The 17175-nt window shown below is 73.5% G+C and carries 18 protein-coding genes; 8 read left to right on the top strand and 10 right to left on the bottom strand.

Annotated features, from left to right (window positions below; genetic code table 11):
• Positions 1–68: 68 nt before the first annotated feature.
• Complete coding sequence (locus CP977_RS09825; RefSeq protein ID WP_062756342.1) at positions 69–872, top strand: endo alpha-1,4 polygalactosaminidase; 804 nt, start codon at positions 69–71, stop codon at positions 870–872.
• Here the strand turns inward: CP977_RS09825 and CP977_RS09820 are convergent.
• Together CP977_RS09820 and cobS are read right to left on the bottom strand one after the other, a co-directional pair.
• Positions 820–2052, bottom strand: a complete 1233-nt coding sequence (locus CP977_RS09820) for a hypothetical protein (protein WP_152369920.1) — start codon at positions 2050–2052, stop codon at positions 820–822. The genes CP977_RS09825 and CP977_RS09820 overlap by 53 nt on opposite strands.
• A 56-nt stretch (positions 2053–2108) precedes the next feature.
• Positions 2109–2915: an adenosylcobinamide-GDP ribazoletransferase gene (gene cobS / locus CP977_RS09815; protein WP_152369919.1), complete on the bottom strand. Its 807-nt coding sequence runs from the start codon at positions 2913–2915 to the stop codon at positions 2109–2111.
• Positions 2916–2940: 25 nt separating this feature from the next.
• On the opposite strand from cobS, the gene CP977_RS09810 reads away from it, so the two are divergent.
• Complete coding sequence (locus CP977_RS09810) at positions 2941–3705, top strand: hypothetical protein (protein WP_062756352.1); 765 nt, start codon at positions 2941–2943, stop codon at positions 3703–3705.
• Here the strand turns inward: CP977_RS09810 and CP977_RS34450 are convergent.
• The 4 genes from CP977_RS34450 to CP977_RS09790 all read right to left on the bottom strand — a co-directional run bounded on the left by CP977_RS34450 (position 3645) and on the right by CP977_RS09790 (position 8578).
• Positions 3645–4370: a hypothetical protein gene (locus tag CP977_RS34450; protein ID WP_062756354.1), complete on the bottom strand. Its 726-nt coding sequence runs from the start codon at positions 4368–4370 to the stop codon at positions 3645–3647. The two genes, CP977_RS09810 and CP977_RS34450, sit on opposite strands and share 61 nt — an antisense overlap.
• Positions 4367–6130 carry a phosphatidylglycerol lysyltransferase domain-containing protein gene (locus CP977_RS09800; RefSeq protein WP_152369918.1) on the bottom strand — a complete coding sequence of 588 codons (1764 nt, stop codon included), beginning with the start codon at positions 6128–6130 and terminating at the stop codon, positions 4367–4369. Before CP977_RS09800 ends, CP977_RS34450 begins: the two co-directional genes overlap by 4 nt.
• Positions 6131–6240: 110 nt before the next feature.
• A complete protein-coding gene (gene cobT / locus CP977_RS09795) occupies positions 6241–7329 on the bottom strand; it encodes a nicotinate-nucleotide--dimethylbenzimidazole phosphoribosyltransferase (protein WP_183953181.1) in 1089 nt (362 codons plus the stop codon).
• A gap of 46 nt (positions 7330–7375) precedes the next feature.
• Positions 7376–8578, bottom strand: coding sequence for a bifunctional adenosylcobinamide kinase/adenosylcobinamide-phosphate guanylyltransferase (locus tag CP977_RS09790; RefSeq protein ID WP_162603054.1), 1203 nt, complete (start codon positions 8576–8578; stop codon positions 7376–7378).
• A 91-nt stretch (positions 8579–8669) separates the two neighbouring features.
• Here CP977_RS09790 and CP977_RS09785 point away from each other — a divergent pair, with 91 nt between their 5' ends.
• A complete protein-coding gene (locus CP977_RS09785) occupies positions 8670–8876 on the top strand; it encodes a hypothetical protein (RefSeq protein ID WP_030205728.1) in 207 nt (68 codons plus the stop codon).
• Positions 8877–9069: 193 nt separating this feature from the next.
• Here the strand turns inward: CP977_RS09785 and CP977_RS09780 are convergent, their stop codons facing one another.
• The 3 genes from CP977_RS09780 to CP977_RS09770 all read right to left on the bottom strand — a co-directional run bounded on the left by CP977_RS09780 (position 9070) and on the right by CP977_RS09770 (position 11682).
• Positions 9070–10152, bottom strand: a complete 1083-nt coding sequence (locus CP977_RS09780; RefSeq protein ID WP_062756362.1) for a S1C family serine protease — start codon at positions 10150–10152, stop codon at positions 9070–9072.
• Positions 10153–10234: 82 nt separating this feature from the next.
• Positions 10235–10969: a class I SAM-dependent methyltransferase gene (locus CP977_RS09775; RefSeq protein ID WP_183953201.1), complete on the bottom strand. Its 735-nt coding sequence runs from the start codon at positions 10967–10969 to the stop codon at positions 10235–10237.
• Between the two features lie 107 nt (positions 10970–11076).
• Positions 11077–11682 (bottom strand): DUF3043 domain-containing protein, encoded by a 606-nt coding sequence (locus tag CP977_RS09770; protein WP_062756364.1) that lies wholly within the window; start codon positions 11680–11682, stop codon positions 11077–11079.
• A gap of 272 nt (positions 11683–11954) precedes the next feature.
• Between CP977_RS09770 and CP977_RS09765 the strand changes: the two genes are divergently transcribed.
• The 4 genes from CP977_RS09765 to CP977_RS09750 all read left to right on the top strand — a co-directional run bounded on the left by CP977_RS09765 (position 11955) and on the right by CP977_RS09750 (position 15268).
• Entirely contained in the window at positions 11955–12755 is an 801-nt protein-coding gene (locus tag CP977_RS09765) for a PspA/IM30 family protein (protein ID WP_079131236.1), read from the top strand.
• A gap of 39 nt (positions 12756–12794) precedes the next feature.
• Positions 12795–13073, top strand: coding sequence for a PspA-associated protein PspAA (pspAA, locus tag CP977_RS09760; RefSeq protein ID WP_062756369.1), 279 nt, complete (start codon positions 12795–12797; stop codon positions 13071–13073).
• A gap of 249 nt (positions 13074–13322) precedes the next feature.
• Positions 13323–14573 (top strand): sensor histidine kinase, encoded by a 1251-nt coding sequence (locus CP977_RS09755; protein WP_372460674.1) that lies wholly within the window; start codon positions 13323–13325, stop codon positions 14571–14573.
• Positions 14570–15268: a response regulator gene (locus CP977_RS09750; RefSeq protein ID WP_152369917.1), complete on the top strand. Its 699-nt coding sequence runs from the start codon at positions 14570–14572 to the stop codon at positions 15266–15268. The genes CP977_RS09755 and CP977_RS09750 overlap by 4 nt, the downstream gene beginning before the upstream one ends.
• Before the next feature lie 117 nt (positions 15269–15385).
• On the opposite strand, the gene nadA is transcribed toward CP977_RS09750, so the two are convergent.
• Positions 15386–16573: a quinolinate synthase NadA gene (nadA, locus tag CP977_RS09745; protein ID WP_062756376.1), complete on the bottom strand. Its 1188-nt coding sequence runs from the start codon at positions 16571–16573 to the stop codon at positions 15386–15388.
• 238 nt (positions 16574–16811) lie between these two features.
• Here nadA and CP977_RS09735 point away from each other — a divergent pair, with 238 nt between their 5' ends.
• Positions 16812–17168 carry a HesB/IscA family protein gene (locus CP977_RS09735; protein WP_018848827.1) on the top strand — a complete coding sequence of 119 codons (357 nt, stop codon included), beginning with the start codon at positions 16812–16814 and terminating at the stop codon, positions 17166–17168.
• Positions 17169–17175: the final 7 nt, after the last annotated feature.

Raw genomic sequence — 17175 nt, 5'->3', positions numbered from 1 at the left:
CCGTGCCGACCCGCTCGTCACCTTCGAGGGCCCCGGGGCACCCTCCCGCACCTCCCGGAGCCCGCCCGATGAGACGACTGCCCCTCCTGCTCGCGGGGTTCCTGCTCCTCGCCACCGCCTGCACGACGACGTCCCCCGACCCCGGCCCCGCCCCCGACGCCAAGCGGGCGGAGGAGCGCTGGCGGCCGAAGCCCGGTCTCGCCTGGCAGTGGCAGCTCAGTGGTCGGCTCGACCCGACGGTCGACGTCCCCGTGTACGACATCGACGGCTTCGAGCACCCGGCGTCCGCCGTGAAGGACCTGCACGCCCGGGGCCGGAAGGTGATCTGCTACCTCTCCACCGGCGCCTGGGAGGACTTCCGTCCGGACGCCGACCGCTTCCCGAAGGCCCTGCTCGGCCGGGGCAACGGCTGGGAGGGCGAGCGCTGGCTCGACATCCGCCGCACCGACGTCCTCGGCCCCCTGATGGCCGAACGCCTCGACATGTGCCGCGACAAGGGCTTCGACGCCGTCGAGCCCGACAACATGGACGGCTACAAGAACACCACCGGCTTCCCCCTCACCGCCGCCGACCAGCTCCGCTACAACCGCCTGATCGCCCGTCTGGCCCACGAGCGCGGCCTCGCGGTCGGCCTCAAGAACGACCTCGACCAGATCCCGGAGCTCCTCGCGGACTTCGACTTCGCGGTCAACGAGCAGTGCGCCCAGTACGAGGAGTGCGACCTGCTCACCCCGTTCGTGAAGGCGGGCAAGGCCGTCTTCCACGTCGAGTACGAGCTGGCGACGGGTCGGTTCTGTCCGGAGGCCCGGGAGCTGGGCCTCAGCTCGATGCGGAAGCGGTACGAACTGGGGGTGTGGCGGCAGCCCTGCTGACCGTGTAGCAGGTGGCCCGGCCCTCGCCGTGCTCCGTCCACTCCTCCTCGGTCGACCAGGTGCGCCAGGGGGTTCCGCCGGCCCCCCGCTCCCCGGCCGCCGCGCAGGCCCGTCGGGCCCGCTCGGCGGCCTCCTCCGTTCCGGGGAAGGTGCCGGGCAGGGAATGCTGCTCGACGATCGCGCCGTCGTGGGGGCCGGCGCAGGGCACCCGGACCACCAGCCTGCGGTGCCGCATGCCGGTGTTGAAGTCCAGGCAGTCACCGGGCCGGGCCCCGTAGAGGGTGACGACCGCCGAGGCGCCCGCCAGGACCCGCCCGCCGGGAACGGTGTCGAGGGGCGGCTCCGGCGCGCCGAAGCCGCTCAGCGCCAGCTCCGCGCGGAGCCCGGTCACCCCGGTGAGCGCCCCGTCCCTCCCCTTGTCCAGCAGGGACGTCAGGTCGGCCGAGGCCCGGGTGATCCTGCCCTCGCGGTCCACCTCGACGGCCACGGGGACGGGTGCACCCGGCGCGCCGGCGTTGAGGGGCGCGGGCACGAACTCCTGCCGCAGGTCGTACGGGAAGAGCTCCAGGGCCTCGGCCAGCGGGAAGTCCGCCCGGTAGGAGCGCCCGCCGCCCGCGAGCTCCCGCGCCTCGGCGGGCCGCACGCCGCCGAGCACCTCCAGGAGGGTGCCGCCGATCGGGCTCGCGGTGCCCCGGAGGTGGTCGATCGAGTCGGTGCCCGGGAACGGTTCGACGTCGCCTTCGTACCGCAGCCAGTACCCGGCCGACGCGGCCCGGTAGTGGATGGTCCGGGTGTCCACCGCGTACCGGCCGGAGGCGTCGCCGGTGCCGCGTCCGGGCAGGGTGCCGAGGATCGTCCTGCGGGCCTCTTCGGGGAAGCCGGGGGCGATGCGCCAGGTGTGTGCCGCCTCGCCGCGCGAGCCCGCGAAGTCCAGCCGCCCGGTGAGGTTCTGGACGGCGTCGCCCTTCTCCGAGGTGAAGGTGACCGTCTGGCGCAGGTCGGCGCCGCCGGTCTCCCGGGTGTGCCGCAGCGCGAGGCCGACCTGCCGGGAGGCGGGCTCGGAGAAGAGGGGGGTGGGACGGGCGGCGCCGGGTGCGTCCGCGGCTCCCGGGTCGCAGGCGCCGAGCAGCAGGACGGCTCCGGCGACGGCGCTGACGGTACGGGCGAGGGGTCTGGTCACGCCCTCATGACCGGGCGGCGGCGCCGATGGTTGTCCGGCCGCCGGTCACGAAACGATCACCCCAGCGTCAGCGCCATCAGGGCCGCCGTCGCCGCCGTCTCCTCCACCGCGCCGAACACGTCGCCCGTGACCCCGCCGAACCGGCGCACGCACCGGCGCAGCAGCAGCGCCGCCGCGCCCAGGGCGGCGCCCGCCGCCAGGACGTTGAGGACCGCGTCGTACGGGGAGAGCAGCAGGCCCGCCCCGGCGGCCAGGATCAGGAACGCGGCCGTCACCAGGGTGGCGGAGCGGACCGGGACCGTCGCGGCGACGATCGCGCCGAGCCCCTCGGGCCGGGCCGGCGGGACGCCGTGGCGGGAGGCGTGGGTGAGGGCGAGGCGGGCGGCGGTGGCGGCCAGGACGGCGCCGGCCGCGCCGTGCGCCCAGCCCTCCTCGTACAGGTGGAAGAGCGCGGCGACCTGGGCGAGCAGGACGAGGACCACGGCGATCACGCCGAACGGGCCGATGTCCGACTGCTTCATGACGCGCAGCGCGTCCTCGGCCGGCTTGGCGCTGCCGAGGCCGTCGGCGGTGTCCGCGAGGCCGTCGAGGTGGAGGCCCCGGGTGAGGACGGCGGGGGTGGCGGCGGTGACGACGGCCGCGAGCAGCGGGCCCGAGCCGAGCAGCAGGAACGCCGTGCCGAGCGCGGCGGAGACCAGGCCGACGGTCAGCCCGGCGAGCGGGGCGCAGAGCATGCCGGCGCGCGCCGCGTCCCGGTCCCAGCGGGTGATGCGGGTGGGGAGCACGGTGAGGGTGCCGAAGGCGAAACGCAGGCCGTCCATCCGGGCAGGGTAATCGCCGGTTCCGGGCGGTAGATTGCGCATAACGCGCATTTCGGAAGGGGGTGGCATGGGTCACTGGTTCTCGCGGAACATCCTCGAACCGGGGAAGCTTCCGCTGCTCCTCGCCCTGACCTCATTTGTCGTGACGTTCCTGGTCACCCGGACCATCACCCGTCTCATCCGGGCGGGGAAGGGCCCCTTCGGGAACGTCTCCTCGGGCGGGCTCCACATCCATCACGTCGTGCCCGGCGTCGTCCTCTCCGTGGTCGGCGGCTTCGGCGCGGTGGGCAGCGGCCGGCACGGCGTCGGCGCCGCCGTCTTCGCGGTCGTCTTCGGGATCGGCGCGGGGCTCGTCCTGGACGAGTTCGCGCTCATCCTCCACCTGGACGACGTGTACTGGAGCGAGGACGGCCGCAAGAGCGTCGAGGTGGTCGTGCTCACCGCGGCCCTGGTGATGCTCGCCCTGAGCGGCTTCTCGCCGCTCGGCGTCGACGACGTGTCCGAGGACGAGCGCCAGGACCGGGCCGCCTTCATCGTCACCGTCGTGCTCAACTTCCTCTTCATCCTGGTCAGTCTGGTGAAGGGGAAGTTCCGGATGGCCGTGATGGGGGTCTTCGTCCCCTTCGTGGCGATCGTCGGCGCCGTCCGGCTCGCCCGCCCCGGCTCCTGGTGGTCCAAGCACTTCTACCGCCGCCGCCACCGGGCCAGGGCCCGCTCCCGGCTCCGCACGTACCGCCACGACCGGCGCTGGACCAAGGTCCGCCGCCGCTTTCAGGACCTGATCGGCGGCTTCCAGGAGCGCGTCTCGGGCCCCGGCTCGACCCCGCCCTGACGCCGCTCGCGCCGGGAGACGACCGCGATCAGGACGAGGGCGGCGGCGATGGCCGCCAGGTGCTCCTTGCCCGCCAGGTTCGGCTTCACGACCACCTCCACGACCATCGCGAGGACGACGAGCCCGCCGGTCCAGTACGCGCGGTAGCGCCAGCAGACGTAGACGGCGAGGCCCACGACGGCCGCCGACGGGCCGGTGTCGACCACGAGCGCGTCGGAGGCCGGGAGCCCGAACGGGCTGTCCGGGCCGATCGCGACGCCCACGCGCGCGTAGAGCGTGCCGGCCAGCGTCGCCAGATAGGCGACGGCGAGCGTCCGGCGGCGCCCGAGGCAGATCTCGGCGATCCCGAACACCAGCAGCACCTGCGCGAGGGCGCCCCAGACGGGCAGGTCGAGCGCGGGCACGAAGAGCGAGAGGGGGGTGCGGAGCAGCGCGAGCCAGAGCGGGTCCTCGGCCCGTACGAAACCGAGGTCGTGGACCGGCCCGTAGCCCCAGTCCTGGTTCTGCACCACCTGGAACAGGGCCGTCAGGCAGACCGCCGCCAGCGTCATCGGTATCGCCCGCCACCGCTTCGTGGCGAGCGCCGTCCGTACGGCGGTGAACAGCGGGGCCCACTCGCGGCGGGCGAACCCCCTGGCGCCACCGCCCCGAGAGGTCCCGCTCAACGCCCGCCCTCCAGATGCCGGCGGTGCAGCCACTTCGGCAGCCCCGGGGCCTCCAGGAACCCTTCGGCCCGCCCGGCGGCCAGGCCGATGCGCAACAGGTCGGCGCTCTTCTCGAAGAGCATGAATCGGGGCTCCCAGATCGGTCGGTACTTGGCGTTGGCGCGGTACAGCGACTCGATCTGCCACCACCGGGAGAAGAAGCCGAGCAGCGAACGCCACATCCGCAGCACCGGCCCCGCCCCGAGCTTCGAGCCGCGTTCGAAGACGGAGCGGAACATCGCGAAGTTCAGCGAGACCTGAGTGATCCCGATCTCCCCGCCGCGCTGGAGGAGTTCGATGACCATGAACTCCATCAGGCCGTTCTCGGCCTCCCGGTCGCGGCGCATCAGGTCGAGCGAGAGCCCCCGCGGCCCCCACGGCACGAACGAGAGCAGGGCCCGCAGCTCGCCCTCGGCGTCCGTGCACTCCAGCATCACGCAGCGCCCGTCCCCGGGGTCGCCGAGCCGGCCGAGCGCCATCGAGAAACCGCGCTCGGTCGCCCCGTCCCGCCAGTCGTCCGCCTTGCGCACCAGCTCCGCCATCTCCTCGGCGGGGATGTCCTCGTGGCGCCGGATCCGGACCTCGTACCCGGCCCGCTTGACCCGGTTGAACGCCTGCCGGACCGTCCGCATGGCCCGCCCGTCGAGCGTGAACTCGTCCGTCTCCACGATCGCCTCGTCGCCCAGCTCCAGGGCGTCCAGGCCGTGCCGGGCGTAGATCGTTCCGGCCTCCTCGCCCGCGCCCATCACCGCCGGGATCCAGCCGTGCTCGCGCGCCTCGGCCAGCCAGGGCTCGATGGCGCCCGGCCAGGCCTCGGGGTCGCCGATCGGATCGCCGGAGGCCAGGGACACCCCGCCGACCACCCGGTAGGCGACGGCCGCCTTCGCGCTCGGCGACCACACCACGCTCTTCTCGCGGCGCAGCGCGAAGTACCCCAGCGAGTCGCGGTCCCCGTGCTTGTCGAGCAGCGCCCGCAGCCGCTCCTCGTCCTCCTCGGTCAGCGGGTCGACGGCCCGGCGGGAGCGGAAGGCGGCGAAGAGCACCGCGCACAGCAGCAGCGTGGACAGGACGTTGATGGTGACGTCCACCCAGCCTGGCGGGGCGATCCCGGGGAACCGCGAGTCGCCGGAGGCCAGCGTGACGAGCCGCATCAGGCCGTACCGCCAGCGGTCCAGGAAGGTGGGGTGGCCGGAGGAGGTGTCGGTGACGGTCACCAGGACGGCCGCGAGCAGCGAGGTGACGAGCAGTCCGCCGACCGCCACGACCGCGGCGAGCAGCGGGTTGGAGCGGTCGCCCTTCGCGTAGAACTCCTTGCGGCCGAGCAGCAGCGCGAGCACGAAGGCGCCGGTCAGGACCAGCGAGACCCAGTTCTGGGGGTGCCGCCGGATCTCCGGGAAGAACATCAGCAGGGCGAAGAGCAGCAGGAAGAGCCCGGCGAGCACCAGGTTGAGGATCCACGCGGCCCGCTTGCGGCGGCGCATGGTGATCGCCAGGAAGAGGGTGAAGAGCCCCGAGGCGAAACCGGCCGTGAGCAGGTACGGGGTGAAGTGGTCGTCCTCGTTGTGGCGGCGCAGGTCCTGGCCGAACGAGACCCAGACGGCGCTCAGGAAGTTGACGAACGTGACGACGCGCAGGTACCAGACGGCGAACGCGGCGCCGCGCCGTGAGCGGGCGGTGGTGCTCCGGGGCGTGCCTTCGGCGGACAAACGGACCTCTCCCATGAAAAGCGATCATATGGGGCACCGTCGGCCGTGCGGCGACGCCGGAGGCGGCCGCACGCGCGTCGCGTACGGCCGCCTCCGGAGACGATGTGAGTCCGTCGTGCTCCCCGTCAGGCCCCGGGCGTTCCCGGGGTGTCGCCGCCGTCGTCCGGAGTGGTCGGATCCGGACGCTCGGGCAGCTCCGCGGCGAACGCCGCCGCGGCCTGGACCAGGGGGAGCGCGAGCAGTGCCCCGGTTCCCTCGCCCACATGGACGCCGTGGTCGAGCAGCGGGTTGAGCGCCATCCGGTCCAGCGCCTTCGCCTGCGCCGGCTCGCCGCTCACCTGGCCCGCCAGCCACCAGTCCGGCGCCCGGAACGCCGCCCGCTGCGCCACGAGCGCGCAGGCCGCCCCCACGACACCGTCCAGGATCACCGGCATCCGCCGCACCGACGCCTGGAGCAGGAAACCGGTCATGGCCGCCAGGTCCGCGCCGCCGACCGCCGCGAGCAGCGCCGGCTGGTCGCCGAGGACCGGCCGGGCCCGCCGCAGCGCGTCCCGGATCGCCGCGCACTTGCGCATCCACGCCAGGTCGTCGATCCCGGCGCCGCCCCGGCCGGTCACCACCGAGGCGTCCGTCCCGCACAGCGCCGCGATCAGGGTGGACGCAGGGGTCGTGCCGCCGACGCTCAGGTCCCCGAGCACCACCAGGTCCGTGCCCGAGTCCGCCTCCTCGTCCGCGATCGCGATGCCGAGCCGGAGCGCGGCCTCGACCTCCTCGGGCGTCAGCGCGTCCTCCACGTCGATCCGGCCGCTGCCGCGCCGGACCCGGTGCCGTACGACCTCGGCGGGCAGCAGCTCCGGGTCGCAGTCCAGACCGGCGTCCACGACCCGTACCGGCACGTTCATCGAGCGGGCGAGGACGGCCACCGGGCTCGCCCCGTCCAGGACCGCCCGCACCAGCTCGTGCGCGGTGCCGGCCCGGCGCCCCGACACGTCCAGCGAGGCCACCCCGTGGTCGCCCGCGAACAGGACGGCCTTCGGCTGCTCGATCGCCCGCACCTTCACCGAGGCCTGCGCGGCGGACAACCACTCGCCCAGCTCGTCGAGGCGTCCGAGCGCCCCCGGCGGCACCACGAGCCGCTCCCGGCGCTCCTCGGCGTCACGCCGTATCCCCCCGTCGGGGCGCTCGATCAGATCGGAGAAGTCGTCCAGGTTCACGGTTCCGCCTTGAGACACATCAGCCAGGGCCATCGGTGCTCGCACCCTACCCGCGCAGTACGAGCGCCTGCCCCGCGACCACGAGCACCACCTGCTCGCACTCGTCCGCGAACGACGCGTTCAGCCGGCCCAGCTCGTCCCGGAAGCGGCGCCCCGCGGCCGTCGCGGGCACCACGCCCGCGCCGACCTCGTTCGTCACCGCCACCACCGTGCGCCGCGTCGCCCGCACCGCCGCCACCAGCTCCGCCGTCCGCTCCCGCAGCGCCTTCTCCCCGCCGTCCGCCCACGCCTCGTCGTCCCAGGCGCGCACCTCGTCCATGGCGTGCGTCAGCCACAGCGACAGGCAGTCGACCAGGAGGGCGGGCCCGTCCTCCGCGAGCAGGGGTACGAGGTCGCAGGTCTCGGCGGTACGCCACGAGGCCGGCCGCCGCTCCCGGTGCAGGCCCACCCGCTGCGCCCACTCCGGATCCCCCTCCCTGCTCCCGCCGGTCGCCACGTACAGCACCTCGGGGAAGGACTCCAGGCGCCGCTCGGCCTCCACCGACTTCCCCGACCGGGCCCCGCCGGTCACCAGGGTCCGCCGGGGCACGTCCGGCACCTCGTGGTACTCGCCCACGTACAGCGTCGTCCCGTCCGGCACCGCCCGCGCCCCCGCCGCCGCGAGCCGCCGGTCCAGCTCGGCGCCGGCCGGCGCGTCGTGGTCCAGGTGCGCCGCGACCACGTCCGTGGCCGGGCCGACGGCCCCGGCCGCCCGCAGCCGGGCCAGCCCGTCCGGACGGCCCGTCACATCGGCCACCACCATGTCGTACGGCGCCCGGTGCTCCTCGCCGAGCCCGGCCGGGGCCCCGCCCGGCGGCAGGTAGAGCAGCCGCTCGCCGTCCGCCGAGGTCACCTCGTACCCGGTGCCGGGGGAGTCCATCGCCACCGCCCGCACCCGGTGTCCGCTGATGAGCGTCAACTCGCGTCCGTCCGGCACCCGCACCGCCGTCGGCAGTCCGGCGGGCAGCTCCACGGCCGGCCCGTCGTGCGGATGCGTGAGCAGCACCTGCCGGACGCCCACGAGCGAGTGCCCCGACCGGGCCGCCGCGAGCGCGGCCCCCGGGGTCAGATCGAGCAGCAGGGCCCCGTCCACCAGCAGCGCGGTCGCGGCACGCGCGCGTGGCCCCCGGGAGAGCGCGCACACGGCGCAGGGGCAGTCGGGACGGGGGAGGCCGAGCGGGGCGCCGGTGCCGAGCAGAGTCAGTTCCACCCTCAGATCCTCCCGCGCCGCCGCGAGGCGTGCGCGCCCGGCTACGCTGCGGGCAGGAAACCGATCATCCGGTGAGCGCCAGGAGGCGGACATGGCATGGACGTGGCGGTTCGAGAAGTCCGACGGCACCGAGGTCGAGCCGGTGGTGACCCCCGAGGAGTTCACCACCCAGGGCGACGCGGAGAGCTGGATCGGAGAACACTGGCGTGACCTCCTGGGCGGCGGCGCCGACCAGGTCACCCTCTCGGAGGACGGCACGAAGATCTACGGCCCGATGCCCCTGAACGCGGAGGGCTAGGGCGCCCGGCGACCGGGAAGGGGTGCGGGGTCCCGTGACGGGACCCCGCACCCCTTCGGCCCTGGGCCCGGCGGACCTGTGCCCCTTCGGGGCCGGAAGCGGCCGCCCGCGGGTCCTCCGGCCGGAGGACCCGCCAGGACGCGCCCGCGCGGCGGTTCGGCCGAAGGCCGAGCGTCCCGCCGGGCGGTGCCCGTCACATCTCGCCCAGCGTGACCTCCGTCTTCTCCGTCTGCGTGCCCCGCACGTACGTCACCTGGACCTTCTCGCCCGGCTTCCGCGAGGCCAGCGCCTCCGACAGGGAGGTGATCGTGGTGATGTCGGTGTCGCCGAGCCGCGTGATCACGTCGCCCGGCTTCAGACCCGCCTTGCCCGCCGCCCCGCTCGCCGGCGCCTCGACCACCGCGACGCCCGCCGGCTCGTAGTCGTCGTCCAGGACCGTGCGCCCGGTGATGTTCAGGGCCGCCCGGCCCGAGTCCGTCACCCTGCCGTCCTTGATGATCTGGTCCGCGACCGTCCGCACCATCGACGCCGGGATGGCGAAGCCGATGCCGGGCGCCGAACCGCCGCCCATCTCCGGGTCGGACGCCGCGAGCGTCGGGATGCCGACGACCTCGCCGTCCAGGTTCACCAGCGCGCCCCCGCTGTTCCCCGGATTGATCGCGGCCGACGTCTGCACCATGTTCCCGATGGTCGCGCCCGTACCGCCGCCCGCCCGCCCCTCGCTGACCGTCCGGCCGGTGGCCGACACGATGCCCTGGGTCACGCTGCCGGAGAGCCCGAGCGGGGAGCCCATCGCGAGCACGATCTGCCCCATGTCGACGGCGGACGAGTCCCCGAACCGCGCCGCCTTGAGCCCCTGCGGCACGTCCTCCAGGCGGATCACGGCGAGGTCCTGCTCGGGGTACGAGGAGACGAGCCGCGCCGTCACCGGCTGCCCGCCGGTCGCCGCCGTGACCTTGAAGGACTTCTCCTGGCCGACCACGTGCGCGTTGGTGACGACGTGCCCCTTGTCGTCGTAGACGACCCCCGAGCCGAGGCTGTTCGCCGCGTCGATCTGCACGACCGACGGCAGGACGTCCTTGATGACGGCCCGGTAGTCGTCCTCCAGCTCGTTGGCGGAGCGCGGCGCCGCCGCCCGGGTCGACCGCTCGGGCCCGGCCTCCCCGGTGGCGGAGCAGCTTCCGACGAGCGCGGCGGCACAGGCCCCGGCGGCCAGGGGGAGGAGGAGCCGGCGGGTGCGGAGGCGGGTACGGACACGGGTGCGGGAAACGTCCATGTCCGGAGTATCCGTTCCGTCCCCGCCCGGAGCCCGGCGAGCGCACCCGATCAGGGGGCCCGCCCCGGCCCCGTCGGTCCCGCTACCCCCGCACCCCGCACAGGTGCAGCAGCGCCGCTATCCGCCGGTACGGATCCGTGCGCCCGGCCCGCTCCTCGGCGGCGAACAGCCGGTCCAGCTCGTCGGCGGCCGGCAGGCCCACCTCGGCCGGGACGCCGTCCGTGAAGACCCGCACCCCGTACCAGGCGTGCAGCGGCGCCGCGATCCCCGCCAGCGTCGCCGTGAGCGCGTCGAGCCGGTCGGCCCGCACCTTCACCCCGCCGTCGTCGGCGTAGACGTCCGAGTCGAAGCCCGCGAGCGCCCCCGCCCAGTCCCCGGCGAGCCCCGGCCGCATGGCCAGGGCGTCGGCGTTCCGCACCACCAGTGACAGCAGGCCCCCGGGGGCCAGCATCCGGGCCAGGCCCGCGAGCAGCGCGTCCGGCTCGTCCGCGTACATGAGCACGCCGTGGCAGAGGACGACGTCGAAGCTGCCGGGCAGGAAGTGCACCCCGGTCTCGCGCCCGTCGCCCTCGATCATCCGGACCCGCTCGCGGATCCCGGCGGGCTCCGTCGCCAGCGAGTCGCGGGCCGCCTTCAGGAGGTCGGGATCGGCTTCGAGGCCGGTCACGGTGTGACCGGCCCTGGCCAGGCGCAGGGCCTGCGCGCCCTGCCCCATGCCCGCGTCGAGGATCCGCAGCCGCTGCCCCACCGGGTACCGGCCGGTTATCTGCTCGTCGAGCTGACGGGCGACGATCTCGTGGCGGATGGTGTCGCGCAGCCCGCCGGTCCCGGCGGGCCAGTGCGTGACGACGGGCAGTACGGGACCGGCCGCCTCCGTCGCGGACCCCTCGAAAGCGGGCCCGCCCAACTCCGAGCGGTCGGCGCTCAGGGCCGCTCTCCGCGCTTGACCTGCGGCTTCGGCAGCCGCAGTCGGCGCATCTGGAGCGTACGCATCAGACCGTAGGCCACGGCTCCGCGCTTCGGCTCGTTCGGGAAGCGGGCGTTGAGCTGCTTCCGGAGCCGGATCCAGATGCCGATCGAGTCGATGACGATCATGATGATCACACCGAGCCAGAGCAGCAGCGAGATGTTCTGCAGCGCCCGGTTGGCGTTGCCGAACAGCGACAGGACGAGGATCACCACGGCCATCGGCAGGAAGAACTCGGCGATCGCGAACCGCGAGTCCACGAAGTCGCGCACGAAGCGGCGCACCGGACCCTTGTCGCGGGCCGGCAGATAGCGCTCGTCGCCGCTGGCCAGCGCCTCGCGCTGACGGGCCAGGTCCGAGCGGCGTGCCTCGCGCTGGCGCTTGGCGGCCTCCTTGCGGTCGAGCGGCACCGTCGAGGCGCGACGGCGCTGGGACTGCGCCTCGCTCCGCTTCGGCGTCGGGCGGCCCTTGGGGGCCTCGGGGTCGCGGGGCTGCTGGGTGGAGAGGTCCGCCGTCACCTTGTCGGTGGGGGCCTTCTCTTCCTTCGAACGGCTACGGAACACAAAACCCAAGGGTACGGGGTGGCAGGCATGAACCCCATGCCGGGCGGGAACGATCCGCTAACGGACTGCGTCTTGGGCGGTACGTACGGGGGAAGGCCACGGGTTTCCCCGGACTCCGTCTACTCCCTGCGCGGGAGGGGACGCCGCACGCAGTCGTCCTTGGGGAGGAGCGCATCCCGCTCCGAACAGTGCGGTAATGGAGTCGGGGCCCGTACTGTGGACCTTGTTGGAGAGCTGGAGCCGAGTCCGTCAGAAGGGGGCGCGCGAAGCCCATGAGCGGTGTCATGAAGCGTATGGGGATGATCTTCCGCGCGAAGGCGAACAAGGCCCTTGACCGGGCCGAGGATCCGCGCGAGACGCTCGACTACTCCTACCAGAAGCAGCTGGAGCTGCTGCAGAAGGTGCGCCGGGGCGTCGCCGACGTCGCCACCTCCCGCAAGCGGCTCGAACTCCAGCTGAACCAGCTGCAGGGCCAGTCCGCCAAGCTGGAGGACCAGGGCCGCAAGGCGCTGGCGCTCGGCCGCGAGGACCTGGCCCGCGAGGCGCTGTCCCGGCGGGCCGCGCTCCAGCAGCAGGTCAGCGACCTCGAAGTGCAGCACCAGACCCTCCAGGGCGAGGAGGAGAAGCTCACCCTCGCCGCCCAGCGCCTCCAGGCCAAGGTCGACGCCTTCCGCACCAAGAAGGAGACGATCAAGGCGACCTACACGGCGGCCCAGGCCCAGACCCGGATCGCGGAGTCCTTCTCCGGCATCTCGGAGGAGATGAGCGACGTCGGCCTGGCGATCCAGCGGGCCGAGGACAAGACCGCCCAGCTCCAGGCGCGGGCCGGCGCGATCGACGAGCTGCTCGCCTCGGGCGCCCTGGACGACCAGTCCGGGCTCGCGAAGGACGACATCCAGGCGGAGCTGGACCGGCTCTCCGGCGGTACGGACGTCGAGCTGGAGCTCCAGCGGATGAAGGCCGAGCTGGCCGGCGGCCCGTCGGCGCAGCAGCAGGCGATCGAGGGCGGCAACGGCACGGCGGCGCCGCAGCACCAGAACCAGCAGCAGTCCCACCCGCGCTTCGAGAAGTAGCCCCCGGCTCTCCGGAGGACCGGAAGAACAGGACGCGTCATGATCGTACGGATCATGGGGGAGGGCCAGTGGAAGCTGGCCGACAGCCACTTCGGCGAGCTGAACGGGCTCGACGACGAACTGCTCGCGGAGATGGAGAACGGCGACACGGACGGCTTCCGGCGGACGCTCGGCGCCCTCCTCGACGCCGTCCGCCGCCTCGGCGAGCCGCTCCCGGACGACGTCCTGGAGCCGTCGGAACTGATCCTCCCGGCTCCGGACGCGAGCCTCGAAGAGGTCAGGAAGATGCTCACCGACGACGGCCTCATCCCCGGCTGACCCCACGACACCGAAGGTCCCGACCCCTCCGGGGGCCGGGACCTTCGCGCTGCCCCCCCGAGCCCCCTCACGCTCGACGGCCCCTGCCCCGGGCCACACCGTGCCCGACCCCGGCCCCAGACCGTCCCGCCCCCGGGCCACATCACCCCCGGCCGCCTTCCGCCCGGGCCGCACCACCCCCACCCGTCCCCGGACCACCAGCCCGCCCCCGTCCCGGGTCCCCCGCCCCGCCCCGTACCGTTGCCTCCCGTGACTCCCACCGGATCCGCCGTCGGCGCGCTCTCCCTCCGGCGGATCGTCGGCTGGTTCCGGGCGCGTCCGCTCGCCTTCGACGCGGTCCTCGCGGCCGGCGTGTTCGTCTGCATGGTCGCCGGGTCGTTCACCGACCCGCACGGCAGCCCGAACGGGCCCACCTTCGGCGACCGCGCGCCCGACGCGTACAGCGTGCTGCTCATGGGCGCCGGGGCCGCCGCCCTGGTGCGGCGCCGCCGCAACCCCTTCGTCGTGCTCGCCCTCACCGTGGCGCTCACCCTCGTCGAGCTGGTCGACGACAGCAGGCCCGCGCCCCTCACCATGAGCGTCGTCGTCGCGCTCTGCACGGTCGCCGCCCGCACCGACCGGCCCACCACCTGGCGGGTCGGCCTCGCCACCATGACGGTGCTCACCGCCACCGCCATGGTCTTCGGCCCGACCCCCTGGTACGCGCAGGAGAACCTCGGCATCTTCGCCTGGACCGGCATGGCGGCCGCCGCCGGGGACGCCGTCCGCAGCAGGCGGGCCTTCGTCGACGCCATCCGGGAGCGCGCCGAACGCGCCGAACGCACCCGCGAGGAGGAGGCCCGGCGCCGGGTCGCGGAGGAGCGGCTGCGGATCGCCCGCGACCTCCACGACGTCGTCGCCCACCACATCGCCCTGGTGAACGTCCAGGCCGGCGTCGCCGCCCACCTCATGGAGAAGCGCCCCGACCAGGCCAAGGAGGCCCTCGCGCACGTCCGCGAGGCCGGCCGCTCCGCCCTGGACGAGCTGCGCGCCACCGTCGGCCTGCTGCGCCAGTCCGACGACCCGGAGGCCCCCACCGAGCCCGCCCCCGGCCTCGCCGTCCTCGACGGGCTGCTCGACAGCTTCCGCAAGGCCGGCCTCCCGGTCGCCCTGGCCCGCGCCGACGGCGACAAGCCGCTGCCCGCCGCCGTCGACCTGGCCGCGTACCGGATCGTGCAGGAGGCCCTGACCAACGTGCGCAAGCACGCGGGACCGGACGCCGAGGCCGAGGTCAGCGTCGTGCGGGTGGGCCGTACGGTCGAGATCACCGTCCTCGACAACGGGCCGCCCGCCACCGCACCCGCCCCGGCCCCCACCGGCGGCCACGGGCTGCTCGGCATGCGCGAGCGGGTCGGCGCGCTCGGCGGCACCCTGACCGCCGCACCCCGCTACGGCGGCGGATTCCGCGTACAGGCGATACTGCCCGCGGCCCCCCGCACGGGGGAGGGGGAGGACACATGACGATCCGGGTGCTGCTCGCCGACGACCAGGCCCTGCTGCGCAGCGCCTTCAGGGTCCTGGTCGACTCCGAGCCCGACATGCGGGTCGTCGGCGAGGCGCCCGACGGCGCCCGGGCCGTCGAGCTGGCCCGCGCCGAGCGGCCCGACGTCGTCCTGATGGACATCCGCATGCCGGGCACCGACGGCCTCGCCGCCACCTGCGCGATCACCGCCGACCCCGACCTCTCCGGTGTGCGGATCGTGATGCTGACCACCTTCGAGGTCGACGAGTACGTCGTGCAGTCGCTGCGCGCCGGCGCCTCCGGCTTCCTCGGCAAGGGCGCCGAACCGGAGGAGCTGCTCGGCGCGATCCGGATCGCCCACGCCGGCGAGGCGCTGCTCTCCCCGGCCGCCACCAAGGGCCTGATCGCCACCTTCCTCGCGCAGGGCCCCCACGACGACGGAACGGGCGCCGCCGACGGGGGCGCCGGGGCCCGCTCCGAACGCCTCGCCGCGCTCACCGCACGCGAGCGCGAGGTCCTCGTCCTCGTCGCGGGCGGCCTGTCCAACGACGAGATCGCCCACCGGCTCGACGTCAGCCCCCTCACCGTGAAGACCCACGTCAACCGGACCATGGCCAAGCTCGGCGCCCGCGACCGGGCCCAGCTGGTGGTCACGGCCTACGAGTCGGGACTGGTGCGCCCGAGGGGCGAGTGACCCGGAGCACACCCAGGCCGGAGCGCGTCCACGCCGAAGGACGCCCACGCCGAAGGGCGCCCCGCGACACGCGCGGGGCGCCCTTCGGCGTACGTACCGGAGTACGGCGAGGAATCGTTACGGCAGCGCCAGCATCCGCTCCAGGGCCAGCTTCGCGAAGCTCTCCGTCTCCTTGTCGACCTCGATCCGGTTGATCAGGTTGCCCTCGGCCAGGGACTCCAGGGCCCACACCAGGTGCGGCAGGTCGATGCGGTTCATGGTCGAGCAGAAGCAGACCGTCTTGTCGAGGAAGACGATCTCCTTGCCCTGGTCGGCGTACCGGTTCGCCAGGCGCCGGACGAGGTTCAGCTCCGTGCCGATCGCCCACTTGGAACCGGCCGGGGCCGCCTCCAGGGTGTTGATGATGTACTCGGTCGAGCCCACGTAGTCCGCGGCGGCGACGACCTCGTGCCGGCACTCGGGGTGGACCAGCACGTTCACCCCGGGGATGCGGGCCCGCACGTCCTCGACCGACTCCAGCGAGAACCGGCCGTGCACCGAGCAGTGCCCCCGCCACAGGATCATCTTGGCGGCGCGCAGCTGCTCGACGGTGAGTCCGCCGTTCGGCTTGTGCGGGTTGTACAGGACGCAGTCGTCCAGGGACATGCCCATGTCGCGGACGGCGGTGTTGCGGCCCAGGTGCTGGTCCGGCAGGAACAACACCTTCTCCCCCTGCTCGAAGGCCCAGTTCAAGGCCCGCTCGGCGTTGGACGAGGTGCAGATGGTGCCCCCGTGCTTGCCGGTGAAGGCCTTGATGTCGGCCGAGGAGTTCATGTACGAGACGGGCACGACCTGCTCGGCGATCCCGGCCTCGGTCAGCACGTCCCAGCACTCGGCGACCTGCTCGGCGGTGGCCATGTCGGCCATCGAGCAGCCGGCCGCCAGGTCGGGCAGGACGACCTTCTGGTCGTCGCCGGTGAGGATGTCGGCCGACTCCGCCATGAAGTGCACGCCGCAGAAGACGATGTACTCCGCCTCCGGCTTGGCGGCCGCGTCGCGCGCGAGCTTGAAGGAGTCGCCGGTGACGTCGGCGAACTGGATGACCTCGTCGCGCTGGTAGTGGTGGCCGAGGACGAAGACCTTGTCCCCGAGCTTCTCCTTGGCCGCGCGGGCGCGTTCCACGAGGTCGGGGTCGGAGGGCGACGGCAGATCGCCGGGACACTCCACGCCGCGCTCGCTCTTCGGGTCGGCCTCGCGGCCGAGCAGGAGGAGGGCGAGCGGCGACGGCTGGACGTCGAGCTCATGACGGGGATGGGCCGTGGTCACGTCACGCACCCTTTCTTCGGGGAACCTTTTCGTCTAAATGACGCTATCTATCATAACCCCTTCACGTCACGTTGACGATGTCCATAGTGTCGATGTGACGAATTCGCCTTCCACACGTCTGGACAGGGTGTGCGAGCATGAAAGGAGGAAAAACCCCACGCGGGCCCGGAATGAATCCGGGGCACCGTCGGTTTCCACCGTCGGTAAGCAGTCTCCGTACACACCGGGAGAGAAGCAGATGTCCGTATCGGACGAGAAGACCACTGTCAGCGACGGCATCCTCCTGTCCGACGCCGCCGCGGCCAAGGTCAAGGCCCTCCTCGACCAGGAAGGCCGCGATGACCTGGCCTTGCGCGTCGCCGTTCAGCCCGGCGGCTGCTCCGGCCTGCGTTACCAGCTCTTCTTCGACGAGCGCTCGCTCGACGGCGACGTCGTGAAGGACTTCGACGGCGTCAAGGTCGTCACCGACCGCATGAGCGCCCCGTACCTCGGCGGTGCCTCGATCGACTTCGTCGACACCATCGAGAAGCAGGGCTTCACCATCGACAACCCGAACGCCACGGGCTCCTGCGCCTGCGGCGACTCGTTCAGCTGAGTCGTAC

This window comes from Streptomyces cinereoruber, assembly GCF_009299385.1.
In the GTDB taxonomy this organism is placed as follows: domain Bacteria; phylum Actinomycetota; class Actinomycetes; order Streptomycetales; family Streptomycetaceae; genus Streptomyces; species Streptomyces bikiniensis.
Note: the sequence above shows the minus strand (reverse complement) of the source record. Positions and strands in the feature narration are given on the sequence as shown.